Source organism: Oceanimonas pelagia (assembly GCF_030849025.1).
Classification (GTDB): domain Bacteria; phylum Pseudomonadota; class Gammaproteobacteria; order Enterobacterales; family Aeromonadaceae; genus Oceanimonas; species Oceanimonas pelagia.
On record NZ_CP118224.1, the window covers coordinates 786,182 to 806,424 of the forward strand.

The following is a 20,243-nucleotide window of genomic DNA, read 5'->3' on the forward strand; positions in this document are numbered from 1 at the left end:
TTTTGCACATCACACCATCATGCCTTCGGTAGCCTTATGTAGCGCGAATCAACATGATGGACTTTCGTCCGAGTACAACTGTAGCTCTGCTGCCTGGCAGTTGTCTTCTGCCATCTATCGTTTTGCTGTTGCCATCCTGCGAGCCGACCATGATCCTGCCGCTGCTATGAAGGGCGCGACTCACCGTCCCAAGGTGGAGCACCGTAAACTCCTTACCCAAGAGCAAATTGTTCAGTTCATCAAGGCGCTGGATAAGTATGGTGGCTACAGAACCACTGTGATTGCGCTGCGGCTGATGCTGCTGACCTTTGTGCGCACCGTAGAGCTGCGTAAAGCCGAATGGCAAGAGTTTGACCTGGAGCGGGCCGAATGGCGGATCCCGGCAGAAAAAATGAAGATGCGTCAGCTCGACATCATACCGCTTTTTCGCCAGGCGGTTGAGCTACTGCGAGAGCTGCATACCTTCACTGGTGGCCGTCCTTTGCTGTTTCCTAACCTGCGCAACCCGGATACCTGCATGACCCCAACCACCCTGAACCGAGCCCTGGAGCACATGGGGTTCAGCGGCAAGGGGAGCATTGGCTTTTCGGCTCACGGCTTTCGGGCCACTGCCTCTACCATGCTGAACTAAATGGGATATCGCTCGGATTTAATAGAGCGCCAGTTGGCACATACCGAGCGTAATAAGATAAGAGCTAGCTACAACCAGGCTCAGTATCTGGATGAACGTAAAGTCATGATGCAGGAGTGGGCGGATTTGATAGATGAGCTGGTATATGGCGGGTTGTTAGCAGGAAAAAAGCCGGTCAAACAATCTCTTACTTAGGAGCCGGGGCAGGCTGGCAACGTAATTTTATCTATCCTGCGTTGAATGCAGAGTGGCCAGTATCTACGACGGCGAAATCGGTTACCTGTGGGTGTCGAGGGTATAGCCCATGCCCCGCACCGTGTGGATCAGCCTGGGCTCAAAGCCGTTGTCAATTTTGGCTCGCAATCGGCGAATGGATACATCAATCACATTGGTGTCGCTGTCAAAATTCATGTCCCACACCAGGGACGCAATCAGCGAGCGTGGCAGCACTTCTCCCTGCCGGCGTACCAGCAGTTCCAGCAGCGCAAATTCCTTGTTGGTCAGGTGAATCGGAGTTTCGGCACGGCTTACCTGACGGCGAGGCAAGTCCAGTACCAGATCGGCCACCTGCAGCCTGTGCTCCTCCAGGCGGGGCGTACCCCGGCGCAACAGGCTACGTACCCGGGCCAGCAGCTCGGCAAAGGCAAAGGGCTTGACCAGATAGTCATCGGCGCCCAGCTCGAGGCCGCGTACTCTGTCTTCCACACTGTCCCGCGCGGTCAAAAACAGTACTGGCATCTGCCGGCCCTGCTCCCGCAGACTCGCCACGATGTGCCAGCCGTCCAAATCCGGCAGCATTATGTCCACTACCACCAGATCGTAAGGTTCGGCGCAGGCTTGGTGCAGGCCATCGAGGCCGTTGCGCACCAGATCTACAACCAGGCCCGCCTCGCGCAGGCCCTTTTGCAGGTAATTGCCGGTGCTTTCTTCGTCCTCGATGAGCAGCAGTTTCATGGTTAGTTCCGTGAGGTTGGTTACCCCGATGATGGCGCACTTTACGCTCTGTTCTCAAGTCCGCTATAGCGGGTTGCTGATTTTATCGCCAGAAGATGACAGTTTTGTCATCTTCTCGTCATGTTGGCTTCAGGTGCGCCTATCTATGCTGTCTCTATGACGATAGGCAATTTAGGGAATGTGATGACACAGCCAAAAAACACGCTCAATCTGCCTCGGCGGCGCTTTGTGCAGGGACTGGCCGCAGGCGGCGTGGTGCTGGGGTTGGCGCCCATGCTGGCCTCAGCTCGCTCACCCGTGCCGGCTACCGTGACCGGCCATGTACCCGAGCTGTCCGGCACCGAGTTTGATCTGGTGATTGATGAAACCCCGGTCAATTTCACCGGCAAGGCCCGCATGGCCACCACTATTAACGGTTCCATTCCAGGCCCCACACTACGCATGCGCGAGGGAGATACGGTTACCATTCGCGTCACCAACCGCCTGAAGGAGCCTACCTCCATTCACTGGCACGGCATCATTCTGCCCTTCGAGATGGACGGCGTGCCCGGCATCAGCTTTGCCGGCATTCCGCCCGGCGAAACCTTTACCTACCGTTACACTCTGGAGCAGAGCGGCAGCTACTGGTATCACTCCCACTCGGGCATGCAGGAGCTGACCGGCATGTACGGTGCGCTGATTGTGGATCCGGCCGATGCCGATTCAATCAAGGCCGATCGGGAGCATGTGGTGGTGTTGTCGGACTGGACCGACGAAAACCCCATGCGGGTGTTCGGCAAGCTGAAAAATCAGGGCGATTACTACAATTTCAACCAGCCCACGGTGGCGGATTTTTTCCGCGATATGGCCAGTGGCGGTGTGGGGGCTGCGCTGGAAAAGCGGCAAATGTGGAATGAAATGCGCATGAGCCCCAGCGATCTGGCGGACTTGTCTTCCGAGACCCTGACTTACCTGATGAATGGCACCACGCCTGCCGGTAACTGGACCGGGCTGTTCAAGCCCGGGGAGCGGGTACGGCTGCGCTTTGTTAACGGCGCCGGCAATACCTTTTACGATGTGCGTATTCCCGGTCTGAAACTCACCGTGGTGCAGGCCGACGGCGTGAATGTAGAGCCGGTGGAGGTGGATGAATTCCGCTTTGGCCCCGGTGAAACCTACGATGTGCTGGTGGAGCCCACCGCTGAGGCCTATACCCTGTTCGCCCAGGCCATGGACAGAACCGGTTATGCCCGGGGCACCCTGGCCACCCGCGAAGGGCTGAGTGCGGCGGTGCCGCCACTGGATGAACCTCAAGCCCTGACCATGGCCGACATGATGGGCAGTATGGACCACGGTGCCATGAATGGCATGGCGGGCATGGACCACGGTGCCATGAATGGCATGGCGGGCATGGACCACGGTGCCATGAATGGCATGGCGGGCATGGACCACAGTGCCATGAACGGCATGGCGGGCATGGACCACAGTGCCATGAACGGCATGGCGGGTATGGACCACAGTGCCATGGCTGGCGGTCTGGCGGCGGCCAGCAAGGCAGTCCGTCATGCCCGTACCGAATATGGCCCCAGTGTCGATATGCGAGTAGACATGCCGCGCACCAACCTCGATGACCCCGGCGTGGGCCTGCGCAATAACGGCCGGCGGGTACTGACCCTGGCGGATCTGCGTACTCCTGGTGGCCCCATGGACCCGCGTCCGGCCGAGCGGGAAATCGAACTGCACCTGACCGGCAACATGGAGCGCTACACTTGGTCGCTGGACGGCGTCGAGTTTGGCGGTTCCACGCCCATTCACCTGAACTACGGTGAGCGGGTACGCGTTATTTTGCACAACGACACCATGATGACCCACCCCATGCACCTGCACGGCATGTGGAGCGAGCTGGAAAGCCCGGACGGCGAGTTTCTGTGCCGCCGTCACACCATCCCGGTGCAGCCGGCCCAACGCATCAGCTTTCTGGTCACCGCCGATGCCCTTGGCCGCTGGGCCTGGCATTGTCATCTGATGTTCCATATGGACGCGGGCATGTTCCGCATGGTGGTGGTGTCATGAGCAAACAGGCAGCAATGATGAAACATGTATTGAGCGCGTTGGCGCTGACCGCTTTTCCTGTCCTGGCTCAAATGGACCACGGCGATATGCAAATGCAGGGCGGGCAGCCGCCGGCCGATGCCCGGGATCCTCATGCTTACTCCGGCGGTTTCAGCCTGGACGAAGGCCCTTATGCGCTGCCCGGCCCCCGCCAGCTTAAACTGGCCGACGAGCATCTGTTTTACGGGGTGCTGGCCGACCGGCTGGAGCGGGTGGATAACGGTGATGACCAGGCACTGGCTTACGAGGTCAACGCCTGGGCTGGCCGCGACTACGACCGGGCCGTGGTGAGGGCGGAAGGCGACATTGAACACGGCAGGCTGGCGGAAGCCAGCACCGAGCTGCTGTGGCGCCATGCCCTGACCGGGTTCTGGAACAGCGATCTGGGGGTACGTTACGACACCGGGCACGGCCCGGATCAGGGCTGGCTGGCCGCCGGTGTGTCGGGGCTGGCACCCTACTGGCTGGAGCTGGACGCCACCGCCTACCTGGGCGACGACGGCCAGACCGCGTTGGCACTGGAGGCGGAATACGAGCTGTTATTGACCCAGCGGCTGGTGTTGCAACCGGCCATTGAACTCACCGCTTATGGCAGCAACGATGCCGAGCGCGGTCAGGGCCAGGGGCTGTCGGAACTGGTGGCCGGTGCCCGATTGCGCTATGAGATAACTCGGCAGTTCGCGCCCTATGTGGGCTGGGAATGGCAGGCTGCCCTGGGTGATCGCGCTGATCAACTCAGAGAAGAAGACGAGGCTACTCAGGAACATCGCTGGGTAGCCGGGGTCAGATTCTGGTTTTAAGCTGCAGACATTTTTTTATTTATCAGGAGCAATACCAATGAAAACCACGTTGTCCGTTTTAATGCTTTCCTTGTTGCCCGGCTTGGCGCTGGCCGCCGGTGAGCACGGCCACCATGAGGGCCATAATGCCGCCTCCATGCAACAGAGCATGCACGGGGTGGGTCGCCCCGGTCAGCCGGCCGAGGTCAGCCGTACCATAGCAGTAGACATGGGGGATGACATGCGCTTCACCCCGGCTGCCATTGAGGTAAAGGCGGGTGAAACCGTGCGCTTTTTTGTAAAAAATGCCGGCAAGCTTAATCACGAGCTGGTGCTGGGCAACCTGGCCATGTTGAAGGAGCATGCCGACATGATGCGTGAAATGCCGGGCATGCAGCACGCCGAACCCAATATGCTGAGCCTCAAGCCCGGTCAGAAAGGGGGACTGGTGTGGCATTTTGATCAAGCCGGCACCGTGGACTTTGCCTGCTTGATCCCGGGGCACATGGAAGCCGGCATGACAGGTCAGGTTCAGGTCGTACAATAACCAGCAGGCCCGCCTTCAGGCGGGCCTGCTTGTATGGGCAAAGCTGGGCTGAAGACTCTGGAACAAAAGGGGAAAAAATGAGCAAGTCATCGGATTCATCCCGCTGGGTGCTCTGGCTGGCCGGGGCCGTGGCCCTCGTGTTACTGGCCATGATTGCCAGCCATTTTCTGATGGGTGGCAGCCAAATGTGGGGGGACATGCCCCACGAACGGGTACTTTCGGCGCAGGGACAGGCCGCTTACGGTGAATATTGCGCCAGTTGCCATGGTGCTGACCTCAGAGGCACCCCAAAGGGGCCACCCTTTATTCACAAGGTATATGAGCCGTCACACCATGGTGACGAAGCCTTTTACCGGGCCGCCGCCAACGGTGTGCGTGCCCATCACTGGCGCTTTGGCGACATGCCGCCGGTGGAAGGCATCGGTCGCGATGAGGTGAGCGACATTATCGGCTATGTGCGTGAGCAGCAACGGCAGAATGGCATTAGATGATCGGGAAAGGGCCCCGATGGTGGCTGTGTGATGGCAGCCTGAGCCGGTGATTTCAGGCCGAACACTCAGCAAGGTCCATGTGCCGTCAGCCCTTGCATGTTGAACACAGGAGCAGTCTGCACATCTAAAGAAACGGACCCTTGGTTTTACCTTTTCATTTTCAAGGAAACCAGATCATGGCGAAAGCGGTACGACACCAGGACAAACACGGCAAGGCGGATGCTGAAAAGCAACGTTGCCATGATGGCATGGAGCAGCAACAGGAGCTGTTGATTCAAGGAGCCAGCTGTGCCGGCTGTGTCAAAAAAATTGAAGCGGCCTTGCAAAGCGTGCCTGGTGTCACCCATGCCGAAATGAATTTTGCTCAGCGTACTGTCAGTGTTGAAGGGGCGGTCGACGCCAGCATCCTGATCAAGGCGATAGAGCAGGCCGGCTATGGCGCACAAACTCAGTCTGCAGACAGCGATGACGACGCCCTGGAGGAAAAAGAAAAAGCCGACCGTGCCTACTACAAACGCCTGATGCTGGAGATGACCATTGCTCTTGGCCTGGGTGTGCCCTTGATGATTTATGGGCTGCTTATCGGTGAAATGACCGTCACCACAACCACCGAGCGCATTGCCTGGCTGCTGGTTGGCCTGCTGACACTGGGAGTGATGCTCTTTTCCGGAAAGCATTTTTATGTAGGGGCCTGGCAGTCCTGTAAAAATCATTCTGCCAACATGGATACCCTGATTGCCCTGGGCACGGGCACAGCCTGGCTGTATTCGATGGTAGTGGTGTTTTTCCCCCAGGTCGTACCCGACATGGCCCGCCATGTTTATTTTGAAGCGACCGCCATGATTATTGGCCTGATCGATCTGGGGCTGGCACTGGAGCTGAAAGCGCGGGGGCGCACTTCAGAAGCCATTAAGCGCTTGATTGGCCTTCAGCCCAAAACGGCGCGTGTCATTCGCGATGGCAATGACATGGATATTCCCATCGAGCAAGTCAGGTTGCATGACCTGGTTCGAGTACGCCCCGGAGAGAAGGTGCCGGTAGACGGTGAAGTCATTGAAGGTCATACCGCCATTGATGAATCCATGCTGACCGGAGAGCCCATGCCGGTGGAAAAAGCGGAACAGGATGAGGTGGTGGCGGGCACCATCAATAAAACGGGGTCGATTGTGTTCAAGGCGACCCGGGTCGGTAAGGACACGGCTCTGGCGCAAATTATCGGTATGGTAAAACGGGCCCAGAACTCCAAGCCGCCCATTGGCCGGCTGGCGGATGTGATTGCTGCGTATTTTGTCCCTGTGATCATGATGATTGCCATCGTCAGTGCGTTGGCCTGGCTGAATTTTGGGCCTGAACCGGCAGTGGCCTTTGCGGTGGTATCGGCGACCACGGTATTGATTATTGCCTGCCCGTGCGCCCTGGGTCTGGCCACGCCCATGTCGGTGATGGTGGGCGTTGGCAAGGCCGCAGAGGCGGGTGTGCTGATCCGCAATGGCGAAGCTCTGCAAACTTCCTCCAAAATCACCGCCATGATCCTGGATAAAACCGGCACCATTACCCTGGGTGCCCCCAAGGTGACGGACATTGTAACGGTGGACGGGGTTGACGAGGCCGGGGTGTTGCAACAGGTTGCCAGCCTGGAATCCGGCTCTGAACACCCCCTGGCCTTGGCTGTGGTCGAGTCGGCCAAAGAGCGTGGTATTAAACCCTTGGCCGTTACCGGATTCAACGCCATTGCCGGTCACGGTGTCGAGGCGGTTGTCGAGGGTAAAAACCTGTTGTTTGGCAACGAAAAGTTAATGAAGGATCAGGGTGTTGCCCTTGATGACTTCGTTGACAAGGCGCAGCAGCTGGCCGCCGAGGCTAAAACCCCCATGTATTTTGCCGTGGATGGCAGGCTGGCGGCACTCATTGCCGTGGCCGACCCTATCAAGGAAGACTCCATTGCGGCTATCAAGCGTCTGCAACATAACGGTATTCGTGTGGTCATGCTGACTGGTGACAACCGTGCCACGGCCAAGGCTGTGGCGGAAAAGGCCGGTATCAAGGAATTTTTTGCCGAGGTTCTGCCGGAGGACAAGTCCAAAAAAGTACAGGAACTGCAAATGCAAGGGGAGGTGGTCGGCATGACCGGTGACGGCATCAACGATGCGCCGGCATTGGCGATGGCCAATGTGGGGTTTGCCATCGGCACCGGCACCGATGTGGCGATTGAGAGTGCCGACATTACCCTGATGCGTGGTTCACTGCATGGTCTGGCCGATGCCATTGCCGTGAGCAAGGCGACATTGCGTAACATCAAACAAAACCTGTTTGGTGCCTTTATTTACAATATTGCGGGTGTGCCCGTTGCCGCCGGTTTGCTGTACCCCTTCTTTGGGCTTCTGCTAAGCCCGGTCATTGCGGGGGCCGCCATGGCGTTTTCCTCGCTGACGGTGGTCACCAATGCCAACCGCCTGAGACTGTTCAAAACCCGGGAGCACTAAGGAGGAGGGGGAATGATTTTAGTTAACGTACTTGGCGTTTTGCTCATTGCCTTGATTGTCTGGTGGTTTTGGCTATATCAACCCCAGGCAACCGACCTGGGTGCAAGCGAACTGACCATTGTGGTGGAAAATGGCACCTATCAGCCGGCGCGCATCCAAGTGCCGGCCAATCAATCCGTGGTCTTGAGTTTTTTGCGTAAAGACTCGTCCCCCTGCTCCGAGACGGTTTTGTTCCCGGCGTTGAAGCTCAGCGAGACCTTGCCATTAAACAAGGTCAAGAACATCACACTGCCGGCGATGCAGGAGGGTGAATATGACTTTCATTGCCAGATGCAAATGTACCGAGGCCGGCTTCTGGTGGTGTGAGGGATAAAGAAAGATCTGCAATGGAGTCAGGTGCGAACCTGTCGGTTTGAAACGCCGTTATCGATGTGATTGAGCTGAGGTATGCCATGAATAAAAAACCGTCATTCTTGTCGACGCCCAGAGGGTGGCTCATTTTAGGTGTGGTTGCTTCACTCACTTACTTCTTGTTGGTCGAGCATAAACAGCACCTGTTTATCTTTTTACCCTATCTTATTTTTTTGCTGTGTCCATTAATGCACCTGTTTATGCACAGAGGGCACAAGCATGGCGAACATCACCATCATGAGCCTGGTGCCGATGAGACCAAGGAAGAAGCTTATCGTCGGGGGTTGGAGCAGGGGCGTCGAGAAGCTAAAGACAAACCAGAGGATTAACATGTAGTTGGAGGGGTAACAGTAATTACACTGCTACAAGAGTTTCGATGTTATTTGTACTGAAACACAGTTACTCATATCAGGAGAAATATCATGAAAAAGTTAATTTTCGCTTTAACCCTGTCCTCCCTGTTCGCAATGCCTGCAATGGCTGAACAGGATAACCATCATCAGCAAGGCCAGAATATGCCCTTTCAGGGGGATATGATGATGAACCATGAGCAGATGATTACGATGCGTGAACATATGCGATCGGCTGCTGACACCATGATGCAATTGCAGGGAGAAACCGATCCCGAAAAACGTCAGGCTCTGATGCAGGAACACCTGGAACAGATGCAGGAAGGCATGCAGATGATGGACATGATGCATGAGGGTAATGATGACCAGCTCCCAATGCCCAACATGATGGATATGTTGCAGCAGCGCATGAACATGATGAACGAAAATATGGATATGACGAAGATGATGATGGACCAGATGCAAATGCATGAAAGTGAACAGCGGCGTGAGCAAATGCACAGGGATGAATGATCTAAGGGGGCAGGGACTCTAGCCATGTTTCAATGAAAGGAGGGTTAGGTATGGCGAATCATAGAGCAGGGATTAACCCGGGGTTTTTGACAACCCATACCCTGAGTCTGACTGAAATGAGTCGGGCCAATATGGATGCCATGCTGGCGGAGATTGAAGCGCAGCACTGGGTTGACACGCTGGCGCTGGATAGTAAAACGAAAAAGCTGAAGGTTGCTTATGAGGCATCATCTCATAACATCGATGATATTATCGACATCATTGAGCAGCATGGTGCGGCGTTAAAAGATAGTTGGTGGAGTCGTACAAAACTTGGCTGGCAGCGGCAAACCGACGAGAACATTAAAAATAATGCAAAGCATGAGCCGCATTGTTGTAATAAAGCCCCACCTGGCCATTGAAATAATGTATCAGCCCATGCTGTCGGTTATATGCTCGCATGGGCTCATTTGCTTACCGTTCATTCCGTGCCGGAAAGAGGAAAACGGGCGGTAAAGCAGGTTTCCTGCTCGTCGGAGTGTACCGACAGGGTGCCTCCGTGGCTGGTCACAATGGCCTTGGCGATGGCCAAGCCCAGTCCAGATCCTTCGGTCACCTGCTGGCGGGCGTGATCCGCCCGGTAAAACCGGTCAAACAGCCGAGGCCATTCCTCGGGAGGAATGGGGGAGCCCGGGTTGGCCACCTCCACAGTCACGGCGCTGTCATCGCCGTTTACACGAATACTCACTTCTTGGTGTGCCGGGGTGTAACGAATGGCATTGGTCAGCAGGTTGCTGATGGCCCGTTGCAGCATGGCCCTGTCTCCCCACAACCGGGCATGGCCCAGGCGTTGCAACCGCACCTGTCGCTCACTGGCCAGCGGCTCGAAAAACTCGATCAACTCATCCACTTCTTCCGCCAGATCCAGCGACTGGCACTGTATGGCTAATTGTCCCTGCTCCGATTTGGCCAAAAACAGCATTTCATTGATCATTCTGTTCAATCGTTCGGCGGCCTCCAGGTTGGCATAGAGAGCTTCCCGGTAGTCGTGGTCCGAGCGGGTCTGGCTGAGTGCCACCTGGGTTTGCAGTAGCAGGCCGTTCACCGGGGTGCGCAATTCGTGGGCAATGTCGGAGGAAAAGGTGGTGAGCCGCTGAAAGGATTCTTCCAGCCGATCCAGCATGTTGTTAAAGGCGTGAATGGGCCCATGCAGCTCGATCGGAGCACCGCTTACCGGCAGCCGGTGATCCAGCTTGTTGGCGGTGACTTGCGTGGACAGCCTGGCCAGAGAACGCAGGGGCTTGAGTCCGGCGCGCGAGGCCATCCAGCCCAGCAAAATTGAGATCAGGGCAATGCCGCCGGTCAGCCAAAGCAGGCCGTTTTTGATATCATTGATAAAATGCTGGTGGTAGCGGGTGTCGAATACCACGCGGATCATCACCGTATCCGGCATCTCCGACACGGATGTCCGGGGCGGCAGAGCAAAAGGAGCAGATATGCTGCGGTAGTGAATGCCGTTTTCTTCCCAGCTTTCAATCACAGGCCCAGCATTGGCGTCTGTGGCCGGAGGTCGGAATAGCTGACTGCCCGCCAGCAGTCGCCCCTGGGGAGTGGTGATTTGCAACCTGTGGTCGCCATAGCCGGCCAGAGCGCTATGCAACCTGGACTCCAGCCTGGTCCAGTCCGGTTGGCCATTGTCCAACTGGGTAGCCAGCAGGTTTTTCACCAGTACCATTTTGCCCCTGAGATCGGCCTCGTCCTGGCGGGCGAAGTGCTGATCCAACGCCTGTATCAACACCAAGCTGACCAAGCCCCAGATAGCCAGCATGGTCAGGCTGAACATCAAGCTCAGGCGTGCGGTAAGGGAAAGATGATTGCGCATGGTATGCCGCCCGTTTGAATGAACCCAATCGTGATTTCTAAAGGGAATGCGATGTTAGCAAATACAGGAAGCCGAGCAACAGTAGAGGCAACCGGTATTACCTTGGTCAGCGGGTGTACAGATCATCAATCACATGGAGGCCCCATAGTGGTACAGGTGAACTGACCGCCGCCTTCAAGGGCAACCATGGCTGGTTTTTTCGCAACAGAAACAGTGCGGATGTAACCGTGGTGCTGCGCACCGATGGTGAGTACGGCCAGATGAAACGCGTATTGTAATGTGAACCACAGGGGCGGGAAGAACGCGGCAAGGTGCTTTTCCTTCCGCCCCTTTTTTCATCAGCACTGCTCCCTGGGCTGAGAAAATAACTATTTCATATAAGAATCAAGTATTTTCAGAACAACATCCATATCCGCCTCGCGCTTGCTGAGGTCTTCTTCAAGCACCAGATGCTCGGCGAGATGGCCTTTAATCACTTCCCGCATTAGGCCGTTTACCGCTCCACGAATGGCGGCAATTTGCTGCAATACCTGCTGACATTCATGATCTTCTAGCAGCATTTTTTGCAGGCCATTCACCTGGCCCTGGATTTTGCTGACCCGTGCATTGAGCTTCTTTTGTTCTCGCAGGGTATGAGACATGGCATACCTCTTCTGTCATAAAAACCACTGTATCCGACCCGGAGAATGTACCATTCGGCTGATACTGGGGGGTAGCATCCTATACTAGGGGGGAGTATAGTTCGACCCGATTCAAACGGTATTCAAGAGGTTGAGAATGGACTTTGCAGCGTTACTGCAACAGGGCAATGGCTGGTTCTTTATTCCCAGTGCGATATTGCTGGGGGCTTTACACGGGCTAGAGCCCGGCCACTCCAAGACCATGATGGCGGCGTTCATTGTGGCGGTAAAAGGCACCGTCAGGCAGGCGGTCATGCTGGGGCTGGCGGCCACCCTGTCTCACACCGCCATCGTCTGGCTCATCGCCGTGGGCGGCATGTATATCAGTCAGAAGTTCACCGCAGAAGCCGCTGAGCCCTGGATGCAACTGGTGTCGGGGGGGATCATACTGTCGACGGGTGTCTGGATGTTCTGGCGAACCCGGCGCGATGAGCAAAGATGGCGGCGGGCCCAGCGCCATGCGCAGGACTGGAAAACGCAAGTGGTGGATACGGGGCACGGACATGTGGCTCTGTCGATTGCTGACGGAGAAGGACATCAGCGCTTTCAGTTGAAAACCCTTAGCGGAAAACCGTTGAGCGCAGATCATGTTCATCTGCGTGTGGCTCCCGCAGGGGCTTCCTCTCCCGAGGTGTATCACTTCATTGAGAAAGAAGGTTACCTGGAGTCGGCCTCGTGTGTAGAGAAGGCTGAGCACCTGGCGCTGACCCTGAGCATAGGGCACCACGATCATTCCCATGACTTCGATGTGCACTTTCACCCCCATGCGCATGGCAGCGAAGGAGGGCAGGAATATCAGGATGCCCACGAGCGGGCCCATGCGCTGGATATTCAGCGGCGTTTCGCCAACCGGGAAGTGAGCAACCGGCAAATCCTGCTGTTTGGCCTGACCGGCGGCCTCATTCCCTGCCCGGCCGCCGTGACCGTGTTGCTGATCTGTATTCAGCTTAAAGCCCTGACCCTGGGAGCAACACTGGTGGTGTCATTCAGCATAGGGTTAGCCCTGATCCTGGTGGCGGTGGGCATCGTGGCGGCGGTTGGCGTGCAAAAGGCCAGTAACAAGTGGAGTGGCATGAATGAACTCGCGCGCAAGGCGCCCTACTTGTCGAGCCTGCTGATCAGCGCTGTGGGGCTGTATATGGGCACGCACGGTTATATGGCACTGATGGGTTAAACATGTAATTTCACTAATAGCTGTGTATTGCTGTTTTCTAACCAGAATAACCGGTTCACTCTTTACCCCATTTGGGGTAGGGAGTGTTTATAAGTTTCGAGACGTAAGCTAAGCGATGTCCCGTGCTACGTTTTACAGCAGCCCCTGGCGATGTGCTTCAAACCACACAAAAGGCGAGCGCTGTTTCAGAAATTCAGCAGTATAGAAGCCCTGTATGTAATCAGAAAAATGGCGGGCACGAACTTCCTTGCAACCCTCGTCATCAAGTTTCAGCCGCTGAATGCAGGTGTCCACCTCGTCCAGTAATGGGGACTGCAGCTCTGGATTGGGGTAAATATGGCCCGAAATCAGTTCAAGACGAAACAGGCCGTTTTCGATGACAAAAGGGTCCAGCACATCGTCATAATCGTTTTTCCGGCTGTTCATGCGCGAGCAGGCCAGGCGGTAGTTGGACCACTCGTAAGCCTGCTCTGGCCGTGCCGATTTGGCCACAAAGTGATCTACGCTACCAGCTCCGGTAATACGCTCAAAATGAATGGCCAGATAGGCGCAAATGCCCTGATAGCTTTCATACAAGGCAGGTAAACAGGCGCGCCAGTATGGCTGCAACTGGGTACCTTCGGGCAGGGGCTGGTTGATATCAATACCGGCCTTCTTCAGATGGGCCAGTCCTTTTTGCCGCACTTCGGCATCGAAGTCAGCGGGCTCGGGCTGAGGGGTTACATGCAGCATGTTAGAGCCACCCTTTTTTCTCGGCCACAAAACGCCACCGCATCCAAAAAGGATCGGTATCACTCAGCACCCGGCGTAGCCGGGCATCCAGTTTTTTTGCCTCATTGGCATTAAAGCCGGGATCGCTGAGCGCTTGGGTAGCCTCAGCCAGCACGGCTTCTGCTTCTCTTGAACGGGCACTTTCCAGATCGAAGGCCTCACTGGTCAGCCAGCTTGAGGCATCACCCTGGCGAACAAACGGCCGCTGCCGCAGCTTTACCTCGCCTTGCTCCAGGTCCAGGTCAAACCAGGCGTCTTTTACGAGGTCGAACACCGGCTCAACCGAGGCCATGATCAACGGCGAATGAGTGGCGGTGATTAACTGCACATCCGGACGGCGGGTCAGCTTTTCCATCACCGACAACAGGGCGGGAATAATACTGCGTTGCCAGCTGGGGTGAAGGTGCGATTCCACTTCGTCGATCAGAAACACCACCTGGTGAGTGGGCTCTTCCTGCAGCAGGTCAGCGGCTTTGCGATGTTCTTCCCAGGCCCAGACCAGAAAGTAGGCCAAGGCAATCACTCGGCGAATACCAGAGGAAGCATGCACTACCGGCACATCCTGGCCATAGGGCATGCGAATGGTGGGAATATCGCGAGCTTCATCCAGGCTGATGCGGGTCAGATCGCCTGGCTGCAGCACTTCCTTGTCGGAAGGGGACAATACCTTCAGCACCTGCACCAGGTGATTAAACGCCTCGCCTTTTTCCTTTTGCCAAGTGCCCCAGTCCTGAATAAGGCCATTACAGAGCACGGTGCCATCATCGGCCTTGAGCCCCTGCCAGACTTCATCGGGCGCAAACACATAGGCAGGGCGGCGCTCTTGTATATCCACGCCATTGCGGGTTTGCCAGTAGTTGCGGGCCGGATCCCATACGGCAAAGCTGCCGTCGGTCATGGCATAAAGCACCAGCCCAGGGTTGGCCGGACGTCCGGCGCTGCCGGTCCAGGCTTCTTCCCGGCGCTCATAGCTGCTTTCGTAGCTGACGTCTTTCACCTTGCCCGAGAAGGAGAAGCTGATGGCCGACTCACCCTTGTGACGAGGCTGCACCTTTTTGCCTACTGTCAGCTTGGGGTTGATCTCGGATGGCCATTTACGGGTCATCGACCACCAGGCTATATCCAGCAAAAAACTTTTGCCCAGGCCGTTGTCCCCGGTGATCAGATTCAGGCGCTTGCCAAACTCAAGCGCCATGGCGGGAGCCGGACCCACATTGGTCAGTTTCAGTTCTTTAATCATGATCAGACTTGTTGCTCCGTTATGGTCTTCCGCCCAACACATTTTTTTCCCAGAGTTCGCCTATCGAGTAATCTTCCAGCCAAGGTTCTAATTCTTGTGCATCCAGGCGCTTGAACACTGAGGCGCCTTGCTCCAGCTCCACCACGATCAAATCCGCGATGGAAAAATGATTGAGCAGCGAAGACGATTGGGTGGCCACAATTACCTGGGTGTGGGTTGCGGCCTGGTGGATAAGTTCAGCCAGGATCACCATGGCCGTAGGGTGCAATCCCAGTTCCGGTTCGTCAATGATAATGGCGGTGGGAGGCTTGTGCTGCATCAGAGCGGTTACCAGGCAAATAAAGCGAATGGCGCCGTCCGACAGCTGACTTGGCCACAGCGCATAGTCACTGTTTTTTTGCCTCCAGAGCAGGCGTATTTGCTGCTCTTCGGTGGCCAGTGTTTCGGGTTTGAGCACAAAGTCATCAAAAAACGGGATGGCCAGGCGCACTATTTTGCAGATCCGGCAATACACCACCGGCGCTTCCTGCTGCAGCCGGTAGAGAAAAGCGGCCAGGTTAGCGGCATCCTCGCGCAGGTGCTCATTATCGTTAAGAGCACAGCTGCGTTTAACACCAGCGGTATCGCTGGTATCGTGAAAGTGATAGACCTGCCAGCTGGCGATGGCGTTAAAGCAGTCGCTGGCTATCTTCTGCAGGATCCCCTGTTCCCTTGCCTTGTGCAGCTTGGCCTCGACATGCCCTTCACCCAGCCCTGGCAGAGTAATGCCATCAACGGGCTCATCAACATAGAGTTGCTCCCGGGCAAAGGTAAAGGCGCCATCCGGGGTGGGTTTTAGCACAATGTTGTAGCCATTGGCACCAAAGCGAATGGCGGTGGTGAGTACCGAGGTTTCTTTGCTGCCGAAGCTCAGAATGCGCTCGGCACCGCCCTGCAGGCTGCTCCATAGTTGCAGCCTGCCCTTAACCAGCTCGGGTAACATACGGAAGTAGTCAACAAAGTTGCTTTTGCCTGCGCCGTTGGCGCCAATCAACACATTAAGCGAGCCTAGCGGTAGCCGCTCCAGATGGCGAATGGACTTGAAACCACTGATCGACAGATGCTTGATTGTACTCATTTGGCTGCCATGTGAATGTTGTATGTCGGATTATGCCTGATCTCCGCAGCTCATGCTTTGGCCCTGTTGCTAGGATAAGTGGCAATTTTAGCTACTTTTATTACTGAATCCTGGTGTGCTGGACGAAGGGCTGCGCTCCGGACTGTTCTTGTTCGGCATGCGCCGTACCGGCAAGACCACCTTTTCGGCCGATGCCGCCGCCGGTTATGCCAACCAGCTGGGGAGGGAGGTCAAGGTGGAGGAAATCCAGCCCGTGCTCAATGTGATGGTGGTGGAAAACCTGGTGATGCGCACCGGCCACGGGGTGTACTCGGTGGCCGATCCCTTTGTGCAGGAAATAGGCGGGAGCGGCTGGACCTGTTCTGGTAATCACTCCTGCTCGGTATGGCGCCAATCCTGCTGCGGCATGGATCGTTTCATAAACTCGTCGAACAGGGGCACGGTAAAGGCAGTATCACCATGGCTGGGGCTGTAGATCATGCCCTTGTTGATCAGGTTGCTGCGAGTGGGGGCCAGGCTGGTCACTTCTCTGCCCAGTAGTGATGCGATATCGCCGGAACGATGCGGTCCCGGCCCCAGCTCTGCCATGGCGCGAATATAGCGTTTTTCTCCCGGGGTAAGCCGATCGAAGCGAACCCTGAAAAAGCTTTCATCCAGAGCGGCAATCGCTTCCCGGGCGGCAAGCTGCACATCCGCCAGCGTGATCGGGCTTTCGGTTGCCACATCCCAGGCATGTTTGCCCCATTCCTGCAAAAAGTAGGGGTAGCCCCGGGTGTGACGTATGATTTCCTGTACCGCCTGCGGCTCGTAGCTCACCCCTTCTTCTTCCGCCGGTTTTACCAGGGCGGTGGCAGCATCCGACTCTGACAGCGGACCGACCTCGGGATAGTCGAACAGGCGCTCCGCATAGGACTTGGCACTGCCTGCCTTACCTCTTAGCTGAGGCAAGCCTGCTCCGATGAGCGACACCGGCAATCTGTCCAGCGCACAGCGGTGTAAGGCGCTGATCAAGGCCGATAGCTCTTCTTCCTGCACATACTGCAGCTCGTCAATGCACATCACCAGGGCCGTATTGGCTTCCCTGGCCGCCACGCCCACTTGCTCGAGCAGGGCAGTTAAATCCCCTTCCAGATCCCCGTTATCAGCCAGACCCGGTTCCGGCTCCAAATCCAGGCCTACTTCAATATCACCGAACTTGACCTTGAGTGCGGTGGCAAAGCCCGCCAACGCCCTAAGCCCTTGCTGGGCATATTCCTTGGCCGACTCCACCCGGCTCAGCCGCAACAGGGCCAGGCGCAGTTGGGGAGCCAGCAAGGCGGGCAGAGAGCGGCTTTCCGGTGTTTCGATACGCAGGGTATGGATGCCTTCTTTCTCAGCATCCAGCCGCATCCGTTCCAGCAACACGGTTTTACCCACACCGCGCAATCCTACCAAAATCATGCTCTTGGCAGGACGTCCAAGCCTCAAGCGGGCAATGGCGATGCGCACGGCTTCCCGCAATGCTTCACGGCCGGCCAGCTCCGGCGGCTGGGTACCTGCGCCTGGTGCATAGGGGTTGGTGATGGGATCCATTATTGCATCCTTACATTGGTTTATCTGATTTCAGTAAGTTTATATAAGGTAGCAATAAAATCAAACTTAGGCCTTGGTTGGGATAGGCTACTTGCAAGCCTGATCTGGCATGGCATGGCATGGCATGGCATGGCATGGCATGGCAGGAGCGGGGCCAATATTGGTTAGTTTGAGTTCTTTAATCGTGATCCGCTTGTTGTTCGGTGACGGCCAGCTGCCGGCCCTGATAATGCAGTGTGCCAGCGCATTGTGCCGTCATCTTGGCTCCTGGTGGTTAGCACCTTTGATCTTTGGGAGCATATCACATCGACCCAGGCGGCCGGGAAAAGGTAAACTATGGGGTTTACTGCTGGCTGTGTGATGAGGGAAGGCGTGAAGTTATCCAAACTGACTCTGCAAAACTATCGCCGATTTGAGGACTTTGAGGTCACATTCCATCCCGAGTTGACCGTGATCGCTGCGCGTAAGTGTCAGGGTAAACCCGCAGTACTGAAAGCCATTGCTGCTTGGCCACTTTGTGGGCGCCTTTGACATGGGAAAATTACCGCAGCCCCTTATGTCGAAAAAAAAAGACCTAGACCGTTTGGTTGGGCTGGTTGATGAATATGATGATGGCTTGTTTGTCTCTTGCCTGGAAGCTGGTTGTGCGGACTAGTGCAAATACTTGTCTGGCGGACGAGTTGTTCCGTCTTCAGCGTTAAGTTCGCATAATAAAATCAATGCGGAATACACCATTGACCAGCTGAACTTTAACAGCCCATTTTTGGTAAACCGGCGAAGAGCCAAGCTGGCTCCGGGCTACCAAGCACCGGGCAGCCCAAAGAAACGATAGGAAAGAAGAAAACCAATGGCGAAGACACTTGAGGCCCACGACAAACTGATCCGTGAGATTTTCGAGGGCAGCTACCAGTTCGAGATTCCAGACTACCAGCGCCCCTACGCCTGGACGACCGAGCAGGCTGGGGAGTTGTTCGACGATCTGATCTCGGCGATGCAGGATGCCCGTGTCTCCGGCGCGACCAGCCAGTACTTCCTCGGCAGCATCGTTCTAATCAAGAACGACCGGGAGCCCAAATCGTCGGTGGTCGATGGCCAGCAGCGCTTGTCCACGCTGACGATGCTGTTCGCGGTGCTGCGCGAGGCCATGCCAGACGCTGCCGACGACATCACTGATTTCCTCTACAAAAAGGGCAAGGTCAGCCTCGGTGAGAAAAACGAGTACCGCCTGACAGCTCGCGAGGAAGATGCCGACTTCTTTCGCTTCAACATTCAGGAGCCGGGAGGTATCGCGCAGCTGGTCGTCAGCACCGACAAGTTGAAAGACAGTCGTCTGCGTTACCGCGAGAACGCCACACTGCTGCTCGAAAAGGCCAAGGCGCTGTCACCTGCCGATCTGAACGCCCTGTGGAAGTTCCTCGCCAACGACTGCTCGCTGGTTGTCATCTCAACGCCGGACCTCGAAGCCGCATACCGCATCTTCTCAGTGCTCAACAACCGGGGACTCGACCTCGCTCCCATCGATATCATCAAGGCGCAGGTGCTGGGCCTGATCCGTACCACGGCAGGCGACGTCAAGAGCCGCGCCTACGCCAAGGAGTGGAGCCGCATCGAGACCGAGCTGGGCCGTGACGCCTTCGGTGACCTTTTTGGCCACATCCGCAGCATCTATGCCAAGAAAAAGCAGAAGTACATTCTGGTCAAGGAATTCCAGGAACACGTCACCGAATACAAGGCCCCCATCGATCTCATCGACAAGGTCATCAAACCCTACTCTGAGGTGTGGGACTTCGTGCGCAATGCCGACTTCGAGGCCACGGAGCACGCCGAGACCATCAACGAACACCTGTCTTGGCTCAATCGTGTGGATTTCAAGGACTGGGTGCCCCCGGCCCTGGTCTATTTCAAGCGCTTTCGGCAGCAGCCCAAACTGCTCGCAGAGTTTTTCCAGTCGCTGGAACGCCTGACCTACTTCCTACTGGTTACCAAGGTGGGCATCAACGAGCGCATCGAAACCTACGCTGCGCTCATCAAGGAAATAGAGCCCGGAGCCTTCGACGGCGATCGGGCTGCGTTGAATACTCTGACCCTCACGGACAAACAGAAGCGTGAGTTCGTGGCCGCGCTCGACGGTAACATTTACCGCAATCTGCCCAAAGCCCGCATGGCGTTGGTATTGCGCCTTGAATCCTTGGTGCGCGCTCCTGGCGTGCAGTTGCAAAACGCCGTGTCGCTGGAGCACGTCCTGCCGCAAACACCGCCCGAGGGTTCGGACTGGATCAAATGGTTCCCGGATGAAGACGAGCGAGATGGCTGGACGCATCGTCTTGCCAACCTGGTTCCGCTGGATAGGAACAAGAACTCGTCTGCCAGCAACTATGACTTTGCCAAGAAGAAGGATGCTTACTTCAGGGGCAAAGGAAAGGCGTCGCCCTTCGTGCTGACGCAAGAAGTCAGATCAGAAAACGAGTGGACCCCCACACTTCTGGCTGAGCGCCAACAACGCCTTGTGGGTGAACTCAAGAATCATTGGAAACTCGCTGTCACCTCAGACAATGCCAGTGCCTCAGCGGCGAATTGA

Annotated in this window: 21 protein-coding genes; 14 read left to right on the forward strand and 7 right to left on the reverse strand. The window is 56.2% G+C overall.

What is annotated here, in order from left to right; all coding sequences use genetic code 11:
• The first annotated feature begins 100 nt into the window (after positions 1–100).
• Entirely contained in the window at positions 101–631 is a 531-nt protein-coding gene (locus PU634_RS03660; RefSeq protein ID WP_306762709.1) for a tyrosine-type recombinase/integrase, read from the forward strand.
• The gene (locus PU634_RS03665; protein WP_306762710.1) at positions 632–826 is read left to right on the forward strand and encodes a hypothetical protein; all 195 of its coding nucleotides are present in this window, start codon (positions 632–634) and stop codon (positions 824–826) included.
• 81 nt (positions 827–907) lie between these two features.
• On the opposite strand, the gene PU634_RS03670 is transcribed toward PU634_RS03665, so the two are convergent.
• Positions 908–1,585, reverse strand: coding sequence for a heavy metal response regulator transcription factor (locus PU634_RS03670; RefSeq protein ID WP_306762711.1), 678 nt, complete (start codon positions 1,583–1,585; stop codon positions 908–910).
• A 183-nt stretch (positions 1,586–1,768) separates the two neighbouring features.
• Here PU634_RS03670 and PU634_RS03675 point away from each other — a divergent pair, with 183 nt between their 5' ends.
• The 9 genes from PU634_RS03675 (at position 1,769) to PU634_RS03715 (ending at position 9,651) form a co-directional block, all read left to right on the forward strand.
• A complete protein-coding gene (locus PU634_RS03675) occupies positions 1,769–3,637 on the forward strand; it encodes a copper resistance system multicopper oxidase (protein WP_306762712.1) in 1,869 nt (622 codons plus the stop codon).
• A 17-nt stretch (positions 3,638–3,654) separates the two neighbouring features.
• A complete protein-coding gene (locus tag PU634_RS03680) occupies positions 3,655–4,476 on the forward strand; it encodes a copper resistance protein B (RefSeq protein WP_306762714.1) in 822 nt (273 codons plus the stop codon).
• Positions 4,477–4,513: 37 nt separating this feature from the next.
• Positions 4,514–5,002 (forward strand): cupredoxin domain-containing protein, encoded by a 489-nt coding sequence (locus tag PU634_RS03685; RefSeq protein ID WP_306762715.1) that lies wholly within the window; start codon positions 4,514–4,516, stop codon positions 5,000–5,002.
• Positions 5,003–5,079: 77 nt separating this feature from the next.
• The gene (locus PU634_RS03690) at positions 5,080–5,493 is read left to right on the forward strand and encodes a c-type cytochrome (protein ID WP_306762716.1); all 414 of its coding nucleotides are present in this window, start codon (positions 5,080–5,082) and stop codon (positions 5,491–5,493) included.
• 176 nt (positions 5,494–5,669) lie between these two features.
• Positions 5,670–7,976 carry a heavy metal translocating P-type ATPase gene (locus PU634_RS03695; RefSeq protein WP_306762717.1) on the forward strand — a complete coding sequence of 769 codons (2,307 nt, stop codon included), beginning with the start codon at positions 5,670–5,672 and terminating at the stop codon, positions 7,974–7,976.
• 12 nt (positions 7,977–7,988) lie between these two features.
• Positions 7,989–8,342 carry a cupredoxin domain-containing protein gene (locus PU634_RS03700; protein ID WP_106452765.1) on the forward strand — a complete coding sequence of 118 codons (354 nt, stop codon included), beginning with the start codon at positions 7,989–7,991 and terminating at the stop codon, positions 8,340–8,342.
• An 86-nt stretch (positions 8,343–8,428) separates the two neighbouring features.
• Positions 8,429–8,716, forward strand: a complete 288-nt coding sequence (locus PU634_RS03705; RefSeq protein WP_306762718.1) for a DUF2933 domain-containing protein — start codon at positions 8,429–8,431, stop codon at positions 8,714–8,716.
• 93 nt (positions 8,717–8,809) lie between these two features.
• Positions 8,810–9,250 carry a hypothetical protein gene (locus PU634_RS03710; protein ID WP_306762719.1) on the forward strand — a complete coding sequence of 147 codons (441 nt, stop codon included), beginning with the start codon at positions 8,810–8,812 and terminating at the stop codon, positions 9,248–9,250.
• Between the two features lie 50 nt (positions 9,251–9,300).
• Positions 9,301–9,651, forward strand: coding sequence for a hypothetical protein (locus PU634_RS03715; RefSeq protein WP_106452767.1), 351 nt, complete (start codon positions 9,301–9,303; stop codon positions 9,649–9,651).
• Positions 9,652–9,710: 59 nt separating this feature from the next.
• Here PU634_RS03715 and PU634_RS03720 read toward each other — a convergent pair whose 3' ends face one another.
• Both PU634_RS03720 and rcnR read right to left on the reverse strand, forming a co-directional pair.
• Positions 9,711–11,111, reverse strand: coding sequence for a heavy metal sensor histidine kinase (locus PU634_RS03720; RefSeq protein WP_306762720.1), 1,401 nt, complete (start codon positions 11,109–11,111; stop codon positions 9,711–9,713).
• Positions 11,112–11,479: 368 nt separating this feature from the next.
• On the reverse strand, positions 11,480–11,752 hold the full coding sequence (rcnR, locus tag PU634_RS03725) for a Ni(II)/Co(II)-binding transcriptional repressor RcnR (protein WP_306762721.1): 273 nt from the start codon (positions 11,750–11,752) through the stop codon (positions 11,480–11,482).
• A 136-nt stretch (positions 11,753–11,888) separates the two neighbouring features.
• Here rcnR and PU634_RS03730 point away from each other — a divergent pair, with 136 nt between their 5' ends.
• On the forward strand, positions 11,889–12,965 hold the full coding sequence (locus tag PU634_RS03730) for a nickel/cobalt efflux protein RcnA (RefSeq protein WP_306762722.1): 1,077 nt from the start codon (positions 11,889–11,891) through the stop codon (positions 12,963–12,965).
• Positions 12,966–13,097: 132 nt separating this feature from the next.
• Here the strand turns inward: PU634_RS03730 and PU634_RS03735 are convergent, their stop codons facing one another.
• The 3 genes from PU634_RS03735 to PU634_RS03745 are packed head-to-tail and all read right to left on the reverse strand — an operon-like array spanning position 13,098 to position 16,093.
• Complete coding sequence (locus PU634_RS03735) at positions 13,098–13,697, reverse strand: HNH endonuclease family protein (protein WP_306762723.1); 600 nt, start codon at positions 13,695–13,697, stop codon at positions 13,098–13,100.
• Position 13,698: 1 nt separating this feature from the next.
• Positions 13,699–14,976, reverse strand: a complete 1,278-nt coding sequence (locus tag PU634_RS03740) for an AAA family ATPase (protein WP_306762724.1) — start codon at positions 14,974–14,976, stop codon at positions 13,699–13,701.
• A 19-nt stretch (positions 14,977–14,995) separates the two neighbouring features.
• Positions 14,996–16,093, reverse strand: coding sequence for an AAA family ATPase (locus tag PU634_RS03745; RefSeq protein WP_306762725.1), 1,098 nt, complete (start codon positions 16,091–16,093; stop codon positions 14,996–14,998).
• 115 nt (positions 16,094–16,208) lie between these two features.
• Between PU634_RS03745 and PU634_RS03750 the strand changes: the two genes are divergently transcribed.
• Positions 16,209–16,568: a hypothetical protein gene (locus tag PU634_RS03750; RefSeq protein WP_306762726.1), complete on the forward strand. Its 360-nt coding sequence runs from the start codon at positions 16,209–16,211 to the stop codon at positions 16,566–16,568.
• Here the strand turns inward: PU634_RS03750 and PU634_RS03755 are convergent.
• Positions 16,463–17,665: an ATP-binding protein gene (locus tag PU634_RS03755; RefSeq protein WP_306762727.1), complete on the reverse strand. Its 1,203-nt coding sequence runs from the start codon at positions 17,663–17,665 to the stop codon at positions 16,463–16,465. The genes PU634_RS03750 and PU634_RS03755 overlap by 106 nt on opposite strands.
• Positions 17,666–18,512: 847 nt before the next feature.
• Here PU634_RS03755 and PU634_RS03760 point away from each other — a divergent pair.
• The gene (locus PU634_RS03760) at positions 18,513–20,243 is read left to right on the forward strand and encodes a DUF262 domain-containing protein (protein WP_306762728.1); all 1,731 of its coding nucleotides are present in this window, start codon (positions 18,513–18,515) and stop codon (positions 20,241–20,243) included.

Bases quoted from the DNA above. Each gene is read 5' to 3' on its own strand.
- PU634_RS03720 (WP_306762720.1), bottom strand. From the start codon at position 11,111: ATGCGCAATCATCTTTCCCTTACCGCACGCCTGAGCTTGATGTTCAGC.
- PU634_RS03755 (WP_306762727.1), bottom strand. From the start codon at position 17,665: ATGGATCCCATCACCAACCCCTATGCACCAGGCGCAGGTACCCAGCCG.
- PU634_RS03680 (WP_306762714.1), top strand. From the start codon at position 3,655: ATGAAACATGTATTGAGCGCGTTGGCGCTGACCGCTTTTCCTGTCCTG.
- PU634_RS03695 (WP_306762717.1), top strand. From the start codon at position 5,670: ATGGCGAAAGCGGTACGACACCAGGACAAACACGGCAAGGCGGATGCT.
- PU634_RS03705 (WP_306762718.1), top strand. From the start codon at position 8,429: ATGAATAAAAAACCGTCATTCTTGTCGACGCCCAGAGGGTGGCTCATT.
- PU634_RS03690 (WP_306762716.1), top strand. From the start codon at position 5,080: ATGAGCAAGTCATCGGATTCATCCCGCTGGGTGCTCTGGCTGGCCGGG.
- PU634_RS03740 (WP_306762724.1), bottom strand. From the start codon at position 14,976: ATGATTAAAGAACTGAAACTGACCAATGTGGGTCCGGCTCCCGCCATG.
- PU634_RS03670 (WP_306762711.1), bottom strand. From the start codon at position 1,585: ATGAAACTGCTGCTCATCGAGGACGAAGAAAGCACCGGCAATTACCTG.
- PU634_RS03685 (WP_306762715.1), top strand. From the start codon at position 4,514: ATGAAAACCACGTTGTCCGTTTTAATGCTTTCCTTGTTGCCCGGCTTG.
- PU634_RS03700 (WP_106452765.1), top strand. From the start codon at position 7,989: ATGATTTTAGTTAACGTACTTGGCGTTTTGCTCATTGCCTTGATTGTC.
- PU634_RS03730 (WP_306762722.1), top strand. From the start codon at position 11,889: ATGGACTTTGCAGCGTTACTGCAACAGGGCAATGGCTGGTTCTTTATT.
- PU634_RS03710 (WP_306762719.1), top strand. From the start codon at position 8,810: ATGAAAAAGTTAATTTTCGCTTTAACCCTGTCCTCCCTGTTCGCAATG.
- rcnR (WP_306762721.1), bottom strand. From the start codon at position 11,752: ATGTCTCATACCCTGCGAGAACAAAAGAAGCTCAATGCACGGGTCAGC.
- PU634_RS03745 (WP_306762725.1), bottom strand. From the start codon at position 16,093: ATGAGTACAATCAAGCATCTGTCGATCAGTGGTTTCAAGTCCATTCGC.
- PU634_RS03760 (WP_306762728.1), top strand. From the start codon at position 18,513: ATGGCGAAGACACTTGAGGCCCACGACAAACTGATCCGTGAGATTTTC.
- PU634_RS03675 (WP_306762712.1), top strand. From the start codon at position 1,769: ATGACACAGCCAAAAAACACGCTCAATCTGCCTCGGCGGCGCTTTGTG.
- PU634_RS03735 (WP_306762723.1), bottom strand. From the start codon at position 13,697: ATGCTGCATGTAACCCCTCAGCCCGAGCCCGCTGACTTCGATGCCGAA.
- PU634_RS03665 (WP_306762710.1), top strand. From the start codon at position 632: ATGGGATATCGCTCGGATTTAATAGAGCGCCAGTTGGCACATACCGAG.
- PU634_RS03715 (WP_106452767.1), top strand. From the start codon at position 9,301: ATGGCGAATCATAGAGCAGGGATTAACCCGGGGTTTTTGACAACCCAT.